General features: G+C 64.8%; 17 protein-coding genes. 8 read left to right on the top strand and 9 right to left on the bottom strand.

The window, feature by feature from the left end; translation table 11 throughout:
* Nucleotides 1–2: 2 nt before the first annotated feature.
* From rpsC to rpsJ, 8 genes are read right to left on the bottom strand one after another with little or no spacing between them, the layout of a single operon-like run.
* Nucleotides 3–812, bottom strand: a complete 810-nt coding sequence (gene rpsC / locus CH271_RS11710) for a 30S ribosomal protein S3 (RefSeq protein ID WP_027496312.1) — start codon at nucleotides 810–812, stop codon at nucleotides 3–5.
* Nucleotides 812–1,234 (bottom strand): 50S ribosomal protein L22, encoded by a 423-nt coding sequence (gene rplV, locus CH271_RS11705; protein WP_037188319.1) that lies wholly within the window; start codon nucleotides 1,232–1,234, stop codon nucleotides 812–814. The genes rpsC and rplV overlap by 1 nt, the downstream gene beginning before the upstream one ends.
* Nucleotides 1,231–1,512 (bottom strand): 30S ribosomal protein S19, encoded by a 282-nt coding sequence (gene rpsS / locus CH271_RS11700; protein ID WP_008718309.1) that lies wholly within the window; start codon nucleotides 1,510–1,512, stop codon nucleotides 1,231–1,233. The genes rplV and rpsS overlap by 4 nt, the downstream gene beginning before the upstream one ends.
* 13 nt (nucleotides 1,513–1,525) lie before the next feature.
* A complete protein-coding gene (gene rplB / locus CH271_RS11695) occupies nucleotides 1,526–2,362 on the bottom strand; it encodes a 50S ribosomal protein L2 (protein ID WP_008718311.1) in 837 nt (278 codons plus the stop codon).
* A 39-nt stretch (nucleotides 2,363–2,401) separates the two neighbouring features.
* The gene (gene rplW, locus CH271_RS11690; protein ID WP_027496310.1) at nucleotides 2,402–2,707 is read right to left on the bottom strand and encodes a 50S ribosomal protein L23; all 306 of its coding nucleotides are present in this window, start codon (nucleotides 2,705–2,707) and stop codon (nucleotides 2,402–2,404) included.
* Nucleotides 2,704–3,381 carry a 50S ribosomal protein L4 gene (gene rplD, locus CH271_RS11685; RefSeq protein WP_008718317.1) on the bottom strand — a complete coding sequence of 226 codons (678 nt, stop codon included), beginning with the start codon at nucleotides 3,379–3,381 and terminating at the stop codon, nucleotides 2,704–2,706. The genes rplW and rplD overlap by 4 nt, the downstream gene beginning before the upstream one ends.
* A complete protein-coding gene (gene rplC, locus CH271_RS11680; RefSeq protein ID WP_027496309.1) occupies nucleotides 3,378–4,043 on the bottom strand; it encodes a 50S ribosomal protein L3 in 666 nt (221 codons plus the stop codon). Before rplC ends, rplD begins: the two co-directional genes overlap by 4 nt.
* Before the next feature lie 14 nt (nucleotides 4,044–4,057).
* A complete protein-coding gene (rpsJ, locus tag CH271_RS11675; protein WP_003938093.1) occupies nucleotides 4,058–4,363 on the bottom strand; it encodes a 30S ribosomal protein S10 in 306 nt (101 codons plus the stop codon).
* Nucleotides 4,364–4,854: 491 nt separating this feature from the next.
* Between rpsJ and CH271_RS11670 the strand changes: the two genes are divergently transcribed.
* From CH271_RS11670 to CH271_RS11635, 8 genes are all read left to right on the top strand, one after another.
* Nucleotides 4,855–5,349: a hotdog fold domain-containing protein gene (locus CH271_RS11670; protein ID WP_094633687.1), complete on the top strand. Its 495-nt coding sequence runs from the start codon at nucleotides 4,855–4,857 to the stop codon at nucleotides 5,347–5,349.
* A 12-nt stretch (nucleotides 5,350–5,361) separates the two neighbouring features.
* The gene (locus CH271_RS11665) at nucleotides 5,362–6,270 is read left to right on the top strand and encodes a prephenate dehydrogenase dimerization domain-containing protein (RefSeq protein ID WP_094633686.1); all 909 of its coding nucleotides are present in this window, start codon (nucleotides 5,362–5,364) and stop codon (nucleotides 6,268–6,270) included.
* A gap of 35 nt (nucleotides 6,271–6,305) precedes the next feature.
* Nucleotides 6,306–7,259: an AurF N-oxygenase family protein gene (locus tag CH271_RS11660; protein WP_094633802.1), complete on the top strand. Its 954-nt coding sequence runs from the start codon at nucleotides 6,306–6,308 to the stop codon at nucleotides 7,257–7,259.
* A gap of 120 nt (nucleotides 7,260–7,379) precedes the next feature.
* The gene (locus CH271_RS11655) at nucleotides 7,380–8,351 is read left to right on the top strand and encodes a daunorubicin resistance protein DrrA family ABC transporter ATP-binding protein (RefSeq protein ID WP_037188328.1); all 972 of its coding nucleotides are present in this window, start codon (nucleotides 7,380–7,382) and stop codon (nucleotides 8,349–8,351) included.
* Nucleotides 8,348–9,205 carry an ABC transporter permease gene (locus CH271_RS11650; RefSeq protein ID WP_094633685.1) on the top strand — a complete coding sequence of 286 codons (858 nt, stop codon included), beginning with the start codon at nucleotides 8,348–8,350 and terminating at the stop codon, nucleotides 9,203–9,205. Before CH271_RS11655 ends, CH271_RS11650 begins: the two co-directional genes overlap by 4 nt.
* A 10-nt stretch (nucleotides 9,206–9,215) precedes the next feature.
* Nucleotides 9,216–10,070 carry an ABC transporter permease gene (locus CH271_RS11645; RefSeq protein WP_052047376.1) on the top strand — a complete coding sequence of 285 codons (855 nt, stop codon included), beginning with the start codon at nucleotides 9,216–9,218 and terminating at the stop codon, nucleotides 10,068–10,070.
* Nucleotides 10,071–10,125: 55 nt separating this feature from the next.
* On the top strand, nucleotides 10,126–11,007 hold the full coding sequence (locus CH271_RS11640; RefSeq protein WP_094633684.1) for a glycosyltransferase: 882 nt from the start codon (nucleotides 10,126–10,128) through the stop codon (nucleotides 11,005–11,007).
* A 147-nt stretch (nucleotides 11,008–11,154) separates the two neighbouring features.
* On the top strand, nucleotides 11,155–12,090 hold the full coding sequence (locus tag CH271_RS11635) for an esterase/lipase family protein (protein ID WP_094633683.1): 936 nt from the start codon (nucleotides 11,155–11,157) through the stop codon (nucleotides 12,088–12,090).
* A gap of 71 nt (nucleotides 12,091–12,161) precedes the next feature.
* Here the strand turns inward: CH271_RS11635 and CH271_RS11630 are convergent, their stop codons facing one another.
* Nucleotides 12,162–18,032, bottom strand: a complete 5,871-nt coding sequence (locus CH271_RS11630) for an amino acid adenylation domain-containing protein (RefSeq protein ID WP_094633801.1) — start codon at nucleotides 18,030–18,032, stop codon at nucleotides 12,162–12,164.
* Nucleotides 18,033–18,063 lie beyond the last annotated feature (31 nt).

The raw sequence follows: 18,063 nt of genomic DNA, 5'->3' as shown, positions 1-18,063 counted from the left end.
CGTCAGCCCTCCTGAGTGGGTTCGGTCGAGGCCGGAGCCTCGGTTGCGGATGCCGCGCGGCCGGCCTCGGTGCTGGTCGCCGTGGTGCCCGAGGCACCGCTGCGACGCGGACGAGTGGGACGCTCACGACGGGGACGGTCTGCACCGGCGGCCGGAGCCGCAGCGGCAGCGAGTTCACGCCGTCCGCCGACGATGTCGCCCTTGTAGATCCAGACCTTCACGCCGATGCGGCCGAAGGTGGTCTTGGCCTCGTACAGCCCGTAGTCGATGTCGGCACGGAGCGTGTGCAGGGGAACGCGTCCCTCGCGGTAGAACTCCGAGCGAGACATTTCGGCACCACCGAGACGGCCGGAGCACTGAACACGAATGCCCTTGACGTTCGGCTGACGCATGGCCGACTGGATGGCCTTACGCATTGCGCGACGGAATGCGACGCGGTTGCTGAGCTGCTCGGCAACACCCTGGGCCACGAGCTGAGCCTCGGACTCGGCGTTCTTGACCTCGAGGATGTTGAGCTGAACCTGCTTGCCGGTCAGCTTCTCGAGAGCTCCGCGGATGCGGTCGGCCTCGGCGCCACGACGACCGATGACGATGCCCGGACGTGCCGTGTGGATGTCCACGCGAACACGGTCACGGGTGCGCTCGATCTCGACCTTCGCGATTCCTGCGCGCTCCATGCCGGTGGCAAGAAGCTTGCGGATCTCGACGTCTTCCTTGACGTACTCCGAGTACTGCTTGTCTGCGTACCAGCGCGACTTCCAGTCAGTGGTGATACCCAAGCGGAAGCCGTGCGGGTTGATTTTCTGACCCACTACTGAGCCCCTTCCTTGGACGCCTGGCCCTTACGACGGTTGCGAGACGTTCCGCCGGTCTTGGGCAGGCTTTCGACGATCACCGTGATGTGGCTGGTGCGCTTGCGGATCCGGAATGCCCGGCCCTGAGCGCGCGGCTGGAATCGCTTGAGGGTTGCACCCTCGTCGACGAATGCAGTGGCGACGATCAGCGTGCTGGGATCGAGATCCAGGTTGTTCTCGGCGTTGGCCGCTGCGGAGGCGATCACCTTGGCGACCGGCTCGCTCGCTGCCTGCGGCGCGAACTTGAGGATGTTGAGCGCGTCCTCGACGGAGCGCCCGCGAACCAGATCCACGACGCGACGTGCCTTCATCGGCGTGACGCGAACGTGCTTCGCTACGGCCTTGGCAGTCGGATTGGCGGTGGGGGTGAAGTTGGTCATCGCCTCTTCGCCTTCCGGTCGTCCTTGATGTGACCCTTGAACGTGCGGGTCGGTGCGAATTCCCCGAGCTTGTGGCCGACCATGGAGTCGGACACGAACACCGGTACGTGCTTGCGACCGTCGTGAACGGCGAAAGTGTGACCGATGAAGTCGGGCAAAATTGTCGATCGACGGGACCAGGTCTTGATGACCTGCTTGGTTCCCTTGTCGTTCTGGACGTCAACCTTCGCGAGGAGGTGATCGTCTACGAACGGGCCTTTCTTCAGGCTGCGTGGCATTCTGAACTCCCTCCTAGCGCTTGTTCTTGCCGGTACGACGACGACGGACAATCAGCTTGTCGCTCGCCTTGTTCTTGCGGGTACGGCCTTCCGGCTGTCCCCAGGGGCTGACCGGGTGGCGTCCACCGGAGGTCTTGCCCTCGCCGCCACCGTGCGGGTGGTCGACCGGGTTCATCACGACACCACGAACTGTCGGGCGCTTGCCCTTCCAGCGCATGCGGCCGGCCTTGCCCCAGTTGATGTTCGACTGCTCGGCGTTGCCGACCTCGCCGACGGTTGCGCGGCAGCGCACGTCGACGCGACGGATTTCACCGGACGGCATACGCAGCGTGGCGTAGGGGCCTTCCTTACCGAGGAGCTGAATGCTCGCTCCGGCGGAGCGGGCCATCTTCGCGCCACCACCCGGACGGAGTTCGACCGCGTGGATGGTCGTACCCGTCGGGATGTTGCGCAGGGGCAGGTTGTTGCCGGGCTTGATGTCGGCATTGGCACCCTGCTCGATCGGCGAGCCCTGGGCGATGCCCTTGGGTGCGACGATGTAGCGCTTCTCGCCGTCTGCGAAGTGCAGCAGAGCGATGTTCGCGGTGCGGTTGGGGTCGTACTCGATGTGAGCGACCTTGGCCGGCACGCCGTCCTTGTCGTTACGACGGAAATCGATGAGACGGTACGCACGCTTGTGACCGCCACCCTTGTGCCGGGTGGTGATACGACCGTGTGCGTTACGTCCACCGCGACCGTGCAGCGGGCGGATCAGCGACTTCTCGGGGGTCGAACGCGTGATCTCAGCGAAATCGGAAACGCTGGAGCCACGACGGCCCGGGGTTGTCGGCTTGTATTTACGGATTGCCATGAGTCTTCTCGTCCTCTATATCCGAAGAGTCCCAGTCGCTTACGCGACCGGACCTCCGAAGATCTCGATGGGCTTGCTGTCGGCGGAGAGCGTTACGAGCGCGCGCTTGGTGTCCTTGCGCTTGCCGTAACCGAACCGGGTCCGCTTACGCTTGCCCTGACGGTTCATCGTGTTGACGCTGGTCACGGTGACGTCGAAGATCTTCTCGACGGCAATCTTGATCTGCGTCTTGTTCGAGTCCGGGTGCACCAGGAACGTGTAGGTGCCCTCTTCGATCAGTCCGTAGGACTTCTCGGAGATGACCGGTGCCAGCAAGATGTCGCGGGGATCGGCGATCGTGGTCACTTGCTTGCCTCCTCGTTCTTTGCAGGCCCAGCGATGAAGGTGTTCAGCGCTTCCACGCTGAAAACGACATCATCGGCGTTGAGCACGTCGTAGGTGTTGAGCTGGTCGGGTGCAATGGGGTGCACGCCGTCCAGGTTCTGAACGCTCTTCCAGGCTGCGATGTCCTCGCGGCCGACGACGAGCAGGACCTTCTTGCGGTCCGAGATCTCGGCGAGGAACGTCTTCGCACCCTTGGTGGACGGAACCTGTCCGGCAACCAGTTCGGTGATGACGTGCAGACGCTCGCTGCGGGCCCGATCGGAGAGGGCTCCGCGCAATGCGGCGGCCTTCATCTTCTTGGGGGTCCGCTGGCTGTAGTCGCGCGGCTGCGGTCCGTGGACCGTGCCACCGCCGACGAACTGAGGAGCGCGGGTCGATCCCTGACGGGCGCGGCCGGTGCCCTTCTGCCGGTACGGCTTCTTGCCACCGCCGCGAACCTCGCCACGAGTCTTCGTGGAGTGGGTTCCCTGACGAGCAGCTGCCAGCTGTGCGATGACGACCTGGTGCAGCAGCGCGATGTTCGCCGGAGCGTCGAAGATCTCCGCGGGGAGATCGACGGTGCCGTTGGTCTTGCCGCCGGCTTCCTTGACATCGAGCGTCAGCTTGGTCTCGGTGTTCTTCTCGAGGCTGGTCATGCCCGTGCACCACCCTTCAATGCAGACTTGACGATCACGACGTTGCCGCGACGGCCCGGGATCGCTCCCTTGATCAGCAGAAGACCGTTCTCGCTGTCCACCTTGTGGACCGAGAGGTTCTGCGTCGTGACGCGGTCGCCACCCATACGTCCGGACATGCGCATTCCCTTGAAGACGCGACCGGGTGTTGCGCAGCCACCGATGGATCCGGGGCGACGGTGCACGGCCTGTGCGCCGTGGCTCGCGCCCTGACCCTTGAAGCCGTGACGCTTCATGGTTCCGGCGAAGCCCTTGCCCTTGCTGGTGCCGGTGACGTCGACGTATGCGCCGTCCTCGAACACTGCAGCGGTGAGCTCCTGGCCGACCTCGAACTGCGAGGCGTCGGCTACGCGAATCTCCACGATGTGGCGACGCGGCGTGACACCTGCCTTCTCGAACTGGCCGGTGGTGGGCTTGTTCACCTTGCGCGGGTCGATCGCACCGAATGCGACCTGGACGGCGCTGTAGCCGTCACGTTCCTGGGTGCGGATCTGGGTGACCACGTTGGGGCCTGCCTTGATCACGGTCACCGGAACGACGCGGTTGTTCTCGTCGAAGACCTGGGTCATTCCGAGCTTGGTGCCCAGAATTCCTGTTGCAGGCCGGTTCTTGTTATCAGTCATCGTTGTCTCCGCGCTCACTGGATGTTGACGTCGACACTGGCCGGGAGGTCGATGCGCATGAGCGCGTCCACCGTCTTCGGTGTCGGGTCGAGGATGTCAATGAGCCGCTTGTGAGTACGCATCTCGAAGTGTTCGCGCGAGTCCTTGTACTTGTGCGGCGAACGGATGACGCAGTACACGTTCTTTTCTGTCGGCAACGGCACCGGTCCGACGACGCGGGCACCCGTACGGGTGACCGTTTCGACGATCTTGCGCGCTGACGCGTCGATCGCCTCATGGTCGTAGGCCTTGAGCCTGATGCGGATCTTTTGTCCCGCCACGCTTAGTGTCCTTTTCTTGCCGCTTGGTCGTAGAACGGGCCGTTCGGCCTGCTCCACCTCGTCTGCACAGTCCCCGAGCCGTGGGAAACCCACCGACTCGAACTGCCTTCGTGCACACACGACAGTGAAAAACGTTGACGACCAGGCGTGACCTGATTCCGTTGCCGCTCTTCATCTGTCATGGTTCTCCGGTCCACGCGGTCGGGCGTGTCGCGATTCCGCTCATTCTTCTGCGCTGAAACTTTCGCCTCAACCATCCGAATCGAACGAAATCCGCACCGATCGAGCTGGTGTTCCGGACGCGCTCACGTGGAGCGCTGGTCTCATGTTCTTGCTCAGTCGGCTTTTCGGCCGACTCACCTGTTTCAGGCCGCACGCATGCGCGTCCCGTGTCCAGGCAACCCGACCAGTATGCCGCAGACCGGGCACCAGATCAACTCGGGCCCGATCGATTGCCGCCGCGCTACCTTACCGAGCAGTAAGGTAGCGCCATGACCACCGTCGAGAACACTACCGGCGCGACCTATCGCGCCTGGTCGAAGCTACCGAACAACACTATCGGCTCCACTGTCTTCTCCGTCGGCATGTGCCTGCGGGTTCCGTACTTCGCATCCGTACTGCCCCGTGTCGTCGCGCTCGAGCCGGGACGCTGCGAGGTCACTGCACCCAAGTGGTTCGGCATTCGCAACCACCTGGGCACGTTCCACGCCATCGCCGCCTGCAATCTCGCCGAGGTCGCCATGGGCATGCTCGCCGAGGCGACCGTCCCCACCTCGCACCGGTGGATTCCCAAATCCATGACCGTGCAGTACCTGACGAAGGCCACCACATCACTGCGCGCGGTCGCCGAACTGGACGAGGTCCCCGACTTCGGGACGATCACCGACGGCATCGACATCGTCGTGCCCGTGGCGATCCGAGACACCGCGGGCATCGAGGTCGTGCACGCGGACATCACGATCTGGGTCTCCGCCGCATCGCGTTGACATACTCGAACGATGAATTCGAGGACACGGTCGAAGCCCGACGACTCCGTGGTCGTGGTCGGAGGCTCGGGAGCGGTCGGCCGCTTGATGGTCGGCCTCCTGATCGCGGACGGCGTGCCGGTGACCATCGTGGACGTGCACGGCGGCTCGGTACCCGGTAGTTCGACGGTGCTCGCCGGCGATGTCACCGCCCCCGACCGCCGGGTCGAATCGGTACTGGAAAAGGCTGCCACCGTGATTCTGGCAGTGCCCGAATCCGTGGCACTGCGGGCCGACCTGTCCGCGGTGCACCCCGACGCGCTGCTGGTGGAAACTCTGTCGGTGAAGTCCGGCTTCTCCGACCATGTACAGGACGCACGTCCGATCGGATCCGCGGTGGGAATCAATCCCATGTTCGCCCCGTCGCTCGGAATGACCGGACGCCCCGTCGCCGCCGTCGTGCACCGACCAGGCCCGCCGGTGGATGCCTTCCTGGAGAGCATCGCGCGGTGGGGCGGTCGAGTGGTCCTGCTCGACGCAGCACGCCACGATCGCCTCGCCGCGGCGACGCAGGCGCTCACGCACGCCAGTGTGCTGGCGTTCGGCCTGGCTCTGGCCGAACTGGACCTTCCGTTCGTCGACATCGACGCCGTTGCGCCTCCCCCGAACGCAACGATGCTCGCGGTGCTGGCTCGGATCACCGGCGGTGAGCCCGAGGTCTACTGGGACGTCCAGGCAGGCAATCCGCACGCCGCCGATGCCAGGGCTGCGCTGCGCCGAGCCACGCAGACGGTGAGCGAGACCGTCGATTCCGGTTCCGAGGCCGACTTCGCTCGCCTGTTGGTGCAGGCCGAGGCCGCTCTGGGCGGGAACGGAGATCGGTATCGAGCTCTGTGTGCGGAGATGTTCGGTATCGTTCGAGGTAGCGGTGATCGCCGATAGCCGCGGTAGGACGAGTGCGGAAGCAGAGGCAAGCGATGTTGGAGCAACCGTCGTTGCCGGAATTCGACTCCGACGATGTCGTCGAGAGCGCAGTCGTCGCACGGTTGGCGAAGAACTGGTCGCAACGCGCGACGGTCAAGAAGCCCGAACCCGAGCTGGACGACCTGTTCGACGCGTCCAAGCAGGATTTCCCCGACGCTCTGATCCCCTTCGGTGAGCACGACACCTTCACCGGTGCCACTCCCGAGCAGCAGGATCGACTTCGGGCGTGGGGCTGGATCGCGTTCAACAAGAACGTGATGGACGTCGAGCAGCATGTCGTTCATCCCGGTTTCGCCCTGTTGGCGCAAGACGTGTTCGAGACCGGAATGGGTGACACCCTCGCGGTGGCGGTGACCCAGGCCATGGTGGACGAGCAGTACCACACCCTGATGCACCTCAACGCGAGCGCAGCCACCAGGCGCGGACGCGGTTGGGCTCTGTCGGAACGCTCACTGCCGTTCAGCTCCACCGTGCGCCGGCAGCGGGCGGCGCAGGCGACCAGTGACGACCCCTGGTCTGCCGCGATCAGTTCGCTCGCGTTCATGACGGTTGCGGAGATCTCCATCACCTCGTACCTGGACCTGATCGAGGACGACGACGTGATTCAGCCCATCAACCGGGCAACCGTCAAACTGCACAACCGCGACGAGTACTGCCATGCATCGATCGCCGACGACATGGCTGCGATCGTCTTCGACCGACTCGGTACCGACGACCGGCAGAAGTTCCTGGACGGCCTGGTCGACGGTATGGACGCGTTCTCGAGCAGCGATTTCTCCACCTGGGCACGCATTCTCGAACTCGAAGGCGTGCGCGGCGGCGACGCGATGCTCGCCGACGTCGAGCAGGACAAGAGCCGACGCGCATTGGTTCAGGACTACAGCGGGTTGCGGTCTCTGTGCCGAAAACTCGACGTCGAGAACAGTATCGATATCGACTGGGACTGACTGCGAAGGTCCCGCAGCGACGACCCACAAGTAACATCCACGGCGAATTTCGCTATCAAGTAGTGGCCCTCGACTCCACGGGGTCCGGTCCCACCACTCCCCCGACAGCTCGGAGATTCGATGTCGTCAGCACAACACGCAGCCGTACACGTGGAGGACGTACACAAGTCCTTCGGCGATGTGCAGGCGTTGCGCGGCATCAGCTTCTCCGCAGAGCGGGGAACCGTGCTGGGCATCCTCGGCCCGAACGGTGCAGGCAAGACGACGACCGTGAAGGTGCTCTCCACCCTGATCGCACCCGACAGCGGCAGAGCGTTCGTCGCGGGTCACGATGTCGCGGCCGACGCGCCGGCAGTACGTCGCTCGATCATGATGACCGGGCAGTACGCGGCCCTCGACGACACACTGTCCGGCCGCGAGAACATCGAGCTCTTCGGTCGTCTGATGGGTCTGGACAAGAAGGCCGCGAAGGCCCGAGCCAAGGCGCTGCTCGACGAGTTCGACCTCTCCGACACCGGCAAGCGCCCCGTGCGTGGCTACTCGGGCGGTATGCGTCGCCGCATCGACATCGCCTGCGGCCTCGTCGTGCGACCGGAGGTCGTGTTCCTGGACGAGCCGACCACCGGACTCGACCCACGCAGCAGGCAGGGCGTCTGGTCGTTGGTCGAAGCACTCAAGGCGCAGGGCATCACCGTGCTGTTGACGACGCAGTATCTCGAAGAAGCAGACGTTCTGAGCGACAACATCATCGTCATCGACAAGGGCACGGTCATCGCAGAGGGCACCTCGGACCATCTCAAGGCCATGACCGGCGGCAGTTACTGCGAGGTCGTTCCACTCGATCCCGGCCAGCTCCGTGCAGCCGCCGAGGCCCTCGGCGACATGGTCCCCGCCGCGGTCCACGCCGAGATCACTGCTGCCTCGGACCGGCTCTCCGTTCCCGCACCCGACGGCGCAGCCACTCTGTCGGAGATTCTGCGCCGCATCGATGCGGTGGGAATTGTGCTCGCCGACATCGCGCTCCGCCGTCCGTCGCTCGACGACGTGTTCCTCACCCTCACCGGGCACTCGCAGACGAGCACCACGCCATGACGGCCACGACGCGAGGCGTAGCCGATTCGCAGGCCAGGACCGTGCAACGGACCGATGTCGGTTCGACGGCGCGGCAGCCGAAGCGGCGGTCGAGGACGAAACCGTCGGGATTCGTACAGTGGCAGGCACTGACCGGGCGTGCACTGTGGACGATGCTGACCAAGGGTGAGTTGTTGGTCGCGGTCATCGCCCCGCTCATCTTCACCGTCGGCTTCTACCTCCCTCTCAAGTTCGTCATGGGTTTGCAGGGCATCGACTACGCCCAGTTCCTGATGCCGATCATCGTGTTGCAGGCCATGGCGTTCACCGCGATCTCGGCGGCACAGCGTGCCTCGGCCGAGGCGATGAGTGGCCTCAACTCGCGGTTGAAGACCATGCCTGTCGTGCGGGGTGTGCCCCTCGTGGCACGAATCTCGAGCGGTGTCGTCCGCTCGTTGGTCTCGCTCGTATCCGCCCTCGGTTTCGGTTATGTCATCGGCTTTCGCTTCACGGCAGGGTTCGGTCAGGCCCTGCTGTTCTGCGCACTCGTCATGCTGATCAGCACCACGTTGTCGATCGGGGCCGATGCGATCGGCACCCTGTCGAAGAGTCCCGAAGCAACCAGCCAGGTATTGACCCTCCCCCAGCTCATTCTCGGTATGGCGTCGTGCGGGTTCGTTCCGGAAAGTGGTTTCCCGGAACTCATCCGACCGTTCGTACGCAACCAGCCGATCTCGCAGTTCTCCTTCGCAATGCGCGATATGGCCGAAGGCGGAGTCACCTTCCAGGTGTTGTGGCCGTCGCTCGCGTGGGTGACCGGCTTGATCCTGTTCTTCGTACCGCTCGCCATCTGGGCGAGCTCCAGGCCAGAGTGAAGAGTCCGACATGACGATGTCCGAAGCGTCGGTGAACACGACCCGCGTGTCCAGCTTGACCTTCCCCGAACCCAACATGGTCCTGGGCGAAAGGTCTGTCCGTGCCCTCTGGACCCACAGTCTGATCCAGGCCAAGCGACTGTTGATGCGATGGATGCGCGATCCGTCGACGATGATTCAGGCGTTGCTGTACCCCGCCTTGATGCTGGTCATGTTCCGTGTCGTGCTCGGAAACTCGATTTCCGCGGCCACCGGAGCGCCGGCGATCTACGGCCAGGTGCCGATGATCGCTCTCGTCGGAGCGATGTTCGGATCGATCGTCAGTGCGGTCGGACTCAAGGGCGAACGTAAGTCTGGTTTGTTGTCCCGGTTCTGGACGACACCGACGCATCGTGCCGCCGGTCTGCTGGGCAGGATGATCGCCGAAGCAGTTCGAGTGCTCGTCACCACCATCGTCATCACCTGCGCCGGTGTCGCGATGGGGTTCCGATTCACCCAGGGAATTCCGGCCGGCATCCTGTTGATTCTGGTGCCGATCGTGTTCGGTATCGGGTTCGCGGTCATGGTGACATTCCTGGCCACCGTCGCGGGCGACGCACCCCTGGTCGAAGTCGTGTCGATCTTCGCCACGCTTCTGATGTTCTTCAACGCCGGCTTCGTACCCGTGCTGGCCTACCCACCATGGCTTCAACCGGTCGTCGCGGCACAGCCGATGTCGGTGGCGGTCGATGCGATGCGAAACCTGGCAATGGGTGGTCCGGTCCTGACACCGGTGTTGCAGACTCTTGCGTGGTCGCTCGGAATGGCCGCGGTGTTTCTGATCCCGGCAATTCGCGGATACAAGAAGGCATCGTCGGACGGCTGATCGAAGTGGCTCCGGTCGACCCACGGCCCGGAACGGAGGTGACGTCGTGAACCATATGCACACCGCACATCCGTCGATCTCGGTGATCATTCCTGTGGGCTCGCTGGATCCCCTGCTCGACGCCCAGTTGCAGGCGTTGGCGGAGCAAGATGTCGACTATCCGTTCGACGTGCTGATTTCGGACAACGCCGGCGACGGACGAGTCAGCGATCACGTCGCTTCGCATCCCCTGCGGGACCGACTGCAGTTGACCTGCGTGGACGCGTCGCAGCAGGTCGGTGCGGCGCACGCACGCAATCGCGGTGCCGAGAGCGCCTCTGGCGATCTGTTGGCGTTCTGCGACTCGGACGATGTCGTGCACACGTCGTGGCTCACCACGCTCGTGCAGAAGGCGTCGTCGTTCGATGTCGTCGGCACTGCAGTCGAAACCGTCACGCTGAACAGCGCCCGGGCGTTGTCGTGGACGCCCACGACGGAGCCGGAGAAGCAGGGCCGCACCGATTTCCTGCCGTTCGCGATCGGCGCGAGTATGGCCTGCTGGGCGTCGGTGTACCGCGATCTCGGCGGCATGGACAATCGCTTCAGGGCGAGCCAGGATGTGGAGTTCAGCTGGCGCGCGCAACTCGCGGGTTACACCCTGGGATTCAGTGACGAGCCGGTCGTCGCGTATCGACTTCGCGCCGAGCTGCGCCCCATGTTGCGTCAGTCTTTTCGTCTGGGGTTCGGCTTCGCCAAGCTTCGCGGAATCTACCGGCCACAGGGGTGCCCGGCACTGAAAGTGCGCCGAGTCGCGTCCTGGTGGATGGCGCTGCTGCTGCGCAATCCCTTGTTGCCGACGTCGCTGACCGGGATGTCACGGGGCCACTGGCTCCGCGCGTTCGTGATCCGAGTCGGCGAGCTTCGCGCAGGGATCAGGTACGGAGCCATCGGTTGGTGATGTGCACCACACGCGCTCGCCGACCGGCCTGCGTGGCGGGCACCCTTGACCAGCACGCCTGTTACGTACGCGTGTCCGGCTGTTACGGTCGGTGACGCAGATGCTTGCGAACAGCGGCGGATCCACGCCCCAGACGAGATTGAGGCCATGCCGAAGAAGTTCACGAGAGTACTGCCCACAGCGATAGCTGTCGCGGTGGCCGGTGCCCTGTCCTTCACCGGGACGGGCACAGCGGTCGCTGCACCGTCGCCCACCGGCACCTCGGTGTCCGCCACGCCTACGCTCGAGGGTGCCAACGACTTCGGCTGCGTTCCCAGCGCGGCCCATCCCCGTCCGGTTGTGCTCGTCCACGGAACCAAGATGGACGCGTCCACGTGGAAGATCCTGGCACCGCAGTTGAAGAGCGAGGGCTACTGCGTCTTCGCCCCCAACTACGGCGGCGTCTCGCTCCTCCTCGACCCGGGCACGACCATCTGGGGCTCCGGCGACATCGCTGAGTCAGGCCGACAGATCGGCCGTTTCGTCGACGAAGTACTCGCGGCAACCGGTGCCGCGCAAGTCGACATGGTCGGCCATTCGCAGGGCGGCACCGCCACTCGGCAGTACATGAAGTTCGATGGCGGCACCGATGCGCAGGACCCAGCCCGCAACAAGGTGCACACGCTGGTCACCCTCGGTGCCACCAATCACGGCACGACCTTCGGTGGTCTGCAGCAACTCTCCGAATTGCTCACCTCGCTCGGTCTGCCCGGCGACGCACTCACCCCCCTGACATACAACATGGCGGGTGCCCAGCAACTCGTCGGTTCGACGACGCTTACGAGCTTGAACGAGGGCGGAGACGTCGAACCCGGGGTGGAGTACACCGTCATCGCCACGCGCAACGACACCGTCTCGACGCCGCCCGCGAACACCTTCCTCAAGTCCGGCGACCCGGCGATGGTGCACAACGTCTGGGTTCAGGACGTGTGCCCCGCGGCGACGACGTCCCACGTCGGTCTCGTTGCCGATCCCGCTCCCCTGTACATGGTGAAGACTGCACTCGATCCCGACTACGCAACCACCACGCCTGCACCCTGCTGAGCGTTTCTCCACACGCAACGACGAAGGCCTCACGACACGGTGTCGTGAGGCCTTCGTCGTTGCCGAACGGCCTACCGGCGCAATTCCGTGTCCAGCACGGGCCCGATCTCGGTCGATGCCGGCGACGACGCCATCTGCCAGTGCGTCGCATGGACCGGAACGACCGTCACGCCCTCGCTCAGCGCACCGTGCCACGTCGCCGCCGCCACGTTGCCCGTGGGATCGTCGGTGACCGATGCGAACAGCACCGCCCGACCCGTGAAGGTCTGCGGCACATAAGTTTCGATGAGCTCTGCCGATCGTGCGATGCCGTCGAGTATCCCGGAGACCCGTTCGCGGGAAATCGAGTCGAAGGGTGCGGGCATCGACTTCAACAGTTCGGCCACGGAGTCGACCGTGAGTTCACCGATCTCGGGGTGATCGTCCGTACCGATACCCAGCCCGCCGAGAATTTCGTCCACCGACACCGGCCTGTCGACGAGGTGGTCCGATCCACCCGCAACGAACGAGTCCATCATGGCCAGCGTCGAGACCTCGTGGCCCTCACGTTGCAGTTGCACGGCCATCGCATGCGCGATCAGTCCGCCCATGGACCACCCCAGCAGGTGATACGGGCCCGACGGTTGCACGGCGCGAATCTTGTCCACGAATACGGCAGCCCACTGCTCTATCGACTGCGGCACAGGTTCTGCACCGGACAGCGTGGGCGACTGCAATCCGTAGATCGGGCGGTCGTCGCCGATGTGCGGTGCCAGAGCGCCGAAGGCCCAGGACAGACCCACGATGGGGTGGACACAGAACAGCGGGGCCGAAGAACCACCTACCCGTAGAGGTACGAGGACCTCGAGCCCGCTTGCTTCCGCTCCGCCGACTCCCGATGCCGTGGCAGCAGTGATTCGCGCCGCAAGCGAGGCGACGGACGCGTCCACGAACAACCAGTTCAGAGGAACAGACCGACCACCGAGGGCCCCCTTCAGCGCGGAGACCAACTTGACAGCCAGCAGAGAGTTGCCGCCGAGCGAGAAGAAGTCGTCATCGAGTCCCACACGTTCGACTCCCAGAACGTCCGCGAACACGCCGGCAACTGCTTCCTCCACCGGTGTCTGCGGGGCCCTGAACTCTCGGGTCTCGAACTCCGGAGCAGGCAGCGCACGACGATCCAACTTTCCTGCAGCGTTGAGAGGTAGAGCGTCGAGCACGACGAAGGCCGACGGAACCATGTACGACGGCAGCGCAGACACCGCCTCCGACCGCACCGCCTCGACATCGATGTCGGTGCCGGGAGTGGGAACCAGGTACGCCGCCAACGACTCACCGACCGCCGAGTGCGACACCACGACGACAGCCTGACTCACCGACGACCGCGCCGTCAACGCAGTCTCGATCTCTCCCAACTCGATTCGCTGCCCACGGAACTTCACCTGAAAATCGGTGCGACCGATGTACTCGAGCCGATCGGAATCCATCGACCACCGCACCAGGTCACCAGTTCGATACATCCGCGCCCCCGCATCGCCGAACGGGTTCGCCACGAACCGCTCCGCCGACAAGTCGGGCCGCGCAACGTAACCCCGCGCCAACTGCACACCCGCCAAGTACAACTCCCCCGGCACGCCCGCCGGTACCGGATGCAACCGCGAATCCAGCACGTACACCGACGTGTTCCACTCCGACACACCGATGGAGACCGAACCGGCCCCCGATCCGGACAACGCCCCGTCCTCGGAGACATCGCGATAGGTGACACTCACCGCCGCCTCGGTGGGACCGTACAAGTTGTGCACCCGCGCATCCGACACGGCCCGCCAGGCATCGACGGTACCCGCGGGCAACGCCTCACCGATGACGAAAACATGTCGCAACGACGAGATCGACTGCGCCGACGCCGCTTCGACGAAGACCGTCAGCATCGACGGCACGAAGTCCGTCACAGTCACACCGTGCCGCGAGATATCGGCGGCGACCGCCTCGACGTCACGTTGCGCACCCGGGGCCGCAACGATCAACCGACCTCCGGTACGCAGGGGCAGGAAGAAACCCCACAGCGAGACGTCGAACGTCGTCGCCGTCTTCTGCAGGTACACATCCGACGGATCGAGACCGTATTCCTGCGCCATCCACAACATCTGGTTGACGATGGCCCGGTGTTCGATCGCCACGCCCTTCGGACGACCGGTCGACCCGGACGTGAACAGCACGTACGCCAGGTCGTCCCCGGAGGCGCGCGGAAACACCACCGACCCGGACGGCTCAGGCAGATCGGTGATGTCGACAACCGGAATCGCTGTCCCCGTGACGAATTCGTCCCGTGCCGTCGACAACACGACAACCGGCGACGCCGTATCGAGAATGTAGTCGTTGCGCTCGGCCGGCTGATCCGGATCCACCGGCACATAGGCCGCACCGGATCGAAGCAAGGCATACATGCCGACCACCAGCTCGACCGACCGCCGCATCGCCAACCCCACCAACACACCCGGCCCGGCACCACGTTCCTGCAACAACGACGCAGTCGCATCCACCCGGTCCGAGAACTGCCGATACGTCAACGATTGTTCACCGAACACCAATGCCACCGCATCCGGCGAATCGACCACCGTGCGGTCGAAACCATCCAACAACACCTCGCCCGAATCGACAGCCACTGTGCTGCCGTTCCCCCGCGACGAGAGTTGTTCACGCTCAGCCGGATCGAGAACGTCGATATCACCGACCACGACATCCGGGCGAGCGGTCACCGCCTCGAGTACAGCCACCAACCGCCGCCCGAACGACGCCACCGTCGCCTCGTCGAACAGATCCGTCGCGTACATGAGCTCGCCGGCCAGACCTGCGCCGTCTCCGAGTTCGGTGAGCGTCACCTGGAGATCGAACTTCGCCGACGCCGCCCCGGACCCGAATGCCTCGACGCCGAGATCGGGGAGCTCGAACGATCCCTGGGAGAAGTTCTGGAAGAACAGCGCCACCTGGACCAGCGGGTGCCGCCCTTGCGATCGCACCGGATCGAGTACCTCGACAAGACGCTCGAAGGGTACGTCCACATTGTCGAAAGCCTCCAGGTCGGAGGTACGTACGGCAGCGAGTACTGCACCGAACGAGGCGTCTCGAGCGATCTGCGTTCGCAGGACCACCGTGTTGACGAACATGCCAACCAGGTCGTCCAACCGTGCGTCGCCGCGGCCACCCACCGGTGCTCCCACGGCGATGTCGGACGTCCCGGACAACGTGGCCAGCAGCACCGCCAACGCTGCATGCACCACCATGAACGCGGTGGCGTCGTGCTCGCGTGCACACTCGAGTACGCGCGCGTGCAATGCAGCGTCGATCTCGAACGCCGTCACCGCCCCCTGTCCCGATGCGACCCGCGGGCGCGGCCGGTCGGAGGGCAGATCCAACTGCTCGGGGAGGCCGTCGAGCGTGCGACGCCAATAGTCGATCTGCTTGCGGGCCAACGACTTCGGATCCGATTCGGAGCCGAGCATGTCGAGTTGCCAGAGTGTGTAGTCGACGTACTGGACCGGCAGCGGTGCCCACTGCGGTGCCGATCCGCCGTGCCGCGCGAGGTACGCCGTCATGACGTCGCGGGACAGCGGGGCCATCGAGAGCCCGTCCGCCGAGATGTGGTGTGCAACGAAGGCCAGCACGTACTCCGGTGCTGCACCGGCGGGGTCCGTGATGTGGAACAGCCGGACACGAAACGGGATCTCGACGGTGACGTCGAATCCCCGGGTGAAGAAATGTGTGACCGCAGCGAGCGCGTCGTCACGAGCGATGCGGACCACGTCCATCCCGACGTGCGTCTCGGCCTCGTCCCGCACCTGTTGGTACCCGACACCGTCGATCTCCGGGTACACGGTGCGCAACGATTCGTGTCGACCGACCACGTCCCCCACGGCGGCCTGCAACGCGTCGACATCGAGTTCTCCGCGGAGCAACAGAGCGACCGGCACGTTGTTGAGGGCGGAGTCGGTGTCGAGGCGGTTGAGAAACCACATGCGCTGCTGTGCGGACGAGAGCGGGATGCGCTCGGGCCGCTGCCTCGACGTGTCGAGCGCAGCTCGAACCGGACCGTCCGCCGAATCGGCGGCGTGCGCCAAGGCCTCGACGGTGGAGGACTCGAACACCGAGCGCGCCGGAACATGGACGCCCAGAGCCGAACCCAATCGAGCCGCGAGCTGTGTGGCGATCAGGGAGTTACCCCCGAGCGCGAAGAAGTCGTCGTCCAGGCCGACACGTTCGACCCCGAGCAGCTCGACGAAGATATCGGCCACCACATGTTCGGTAGTGGTCGACGGGGACCGGAACTCCGCGGCCTCGAACACCGGTTCCGGCAGTGCGTCTCGGTCCAGCTTGCCGGTGGGAGTCAGCGGGATCGAATCGATCCGCGTGATCACCGAAGGCACCATGTGCGCAGGCAGACTCCGCCCGGCCTCGTCCAGCACCCGGTCCAGGTCGACGTCCGTCCCTGCCACCGGCAATACGTATGCTGCGAGAACGGTTGCGCCGGTGGGACTGCGGTGACCGAGAGTCACAGCGAAATCGACCCCGTCCTGCGCTGTGAGAACGGCGTCGATTTCACCGAGTTCGATTCTGAAGCCTCGGATCTGGACCTGAAAGTCGTTGCGGCCCAGGTATTCGATGGCCCGTCCGGACGCCACCTCCCGCCAGCGCACCAGGTCACCGGTGCGGTACAGCCGACTCTGATCCGAGTTACCCTCGGCCGCATACGGATTGGCGACGAAACGCGCCGCGGTCAGCGCGAATCGTCGATGGTATCCCCGCGCAAGGCCGGCACCGGTCAGATACAGCTCCCCCGGCACCCCGGCGGGCACCTGCCGCAACCGGTCGTCGAGCACGTGGTAGCCCATGTCCTTGGTGGACGGCCCGAGCAGCACGGCTTCGCCCGCGTTCAACGGCGGCGAGATATTGCACACCATCGACGCTTCGGTGGGGCCGTAGACGTTGTGAAAACGTCTGCCCGGTGCCCACTTCGACATCAGTTCCGAGGTGAAGGCCTCGCCGCCGATCGCGAGCACTCGCATGTCGGGCACCTCTGCCGGATCGAGTGAGGCCAGCGCTGCCGGTGTGATGAACGCATGGCTGACGCGGTGGTTGCGGAGCATGTCACCCAGATCGGAACCGCCGTAGACACCGGGCGGGACGATGACCATCGTCGAACCGGCGCCCACAGCCATCAGTAGCTCCAGCACGGACGCATCGAAGCTGGGGGACGCGAAATGCAGTGTGCGCGAATCGGAGTCCAGCCCGTAGATCTCGACCTGAGTGGAGGTCAGCGGTGCCAGCCCGGCGTGGGAGACGGCGACGCCCTTCGGCAGACCGGTCGAGCCGGAGGTGTAGATGACGTACGCGAGCGTGGACGGGCGAATCGGTGCCCGTCGGTCGTCCGCCACGACGGGATCGTCGGACAACCCCTGGAGTGCACCTTCGGTGTCGGACGAGTCGAGGCTGATCCACGACACCGACGTCGGCATCGCCTCTTCGAATTGTGTTGCAGTGACACCCATTCGCACGCCGGAGTCGTTCACCATGTGCGTGATTCGGGCGGCCGGGTAGTTGGGGTCGATGGGCACGAATGCAGCACCGGTCTTCGCCACGGCCCACACGGCCGTGACAGATTCGATCGAACGGGTCAGTGCCAGTGCCACGAAATCCTCGGGGCCGACCCCGCGTTCGATGAGCAACCGGGCCAGCCTGGACGACCGGGAGTCGATCTCTCGATAGGTGAGCGATCGGGTACCGAATTCCACCGCCGTGCCGTCCGGATTCTTCTCCACCGCCGCGGCGAGCAGGGTCGGCAGCGACGCCGTACGAGCGGGTCGACTTCGGGTCGGCCGGGCGCGAGTGGGCCGGGGGCGACTCGGCCGTCCCCCCACTCGGCCACCCGACTCGGACGGTATACCGGTCGATCCATCCGAACTCATCTGATCCAAGACTCCTCACCAGTGTTGCCCC

Source organism: Rhodococcus sp. 05-340-2 (genome assembly GCF_002258915.1).
GTDB lineage: Bacteria > Actinomycetota > Actinomycetes > Mycobacteriales > Mycobacteriaceae > Rhodococcoides.
The sequence above is the reverse complement of the archived record's forward strand: the minus strand, read 5'-3'. Positions and strand labels throughout refer to the sequence as shown.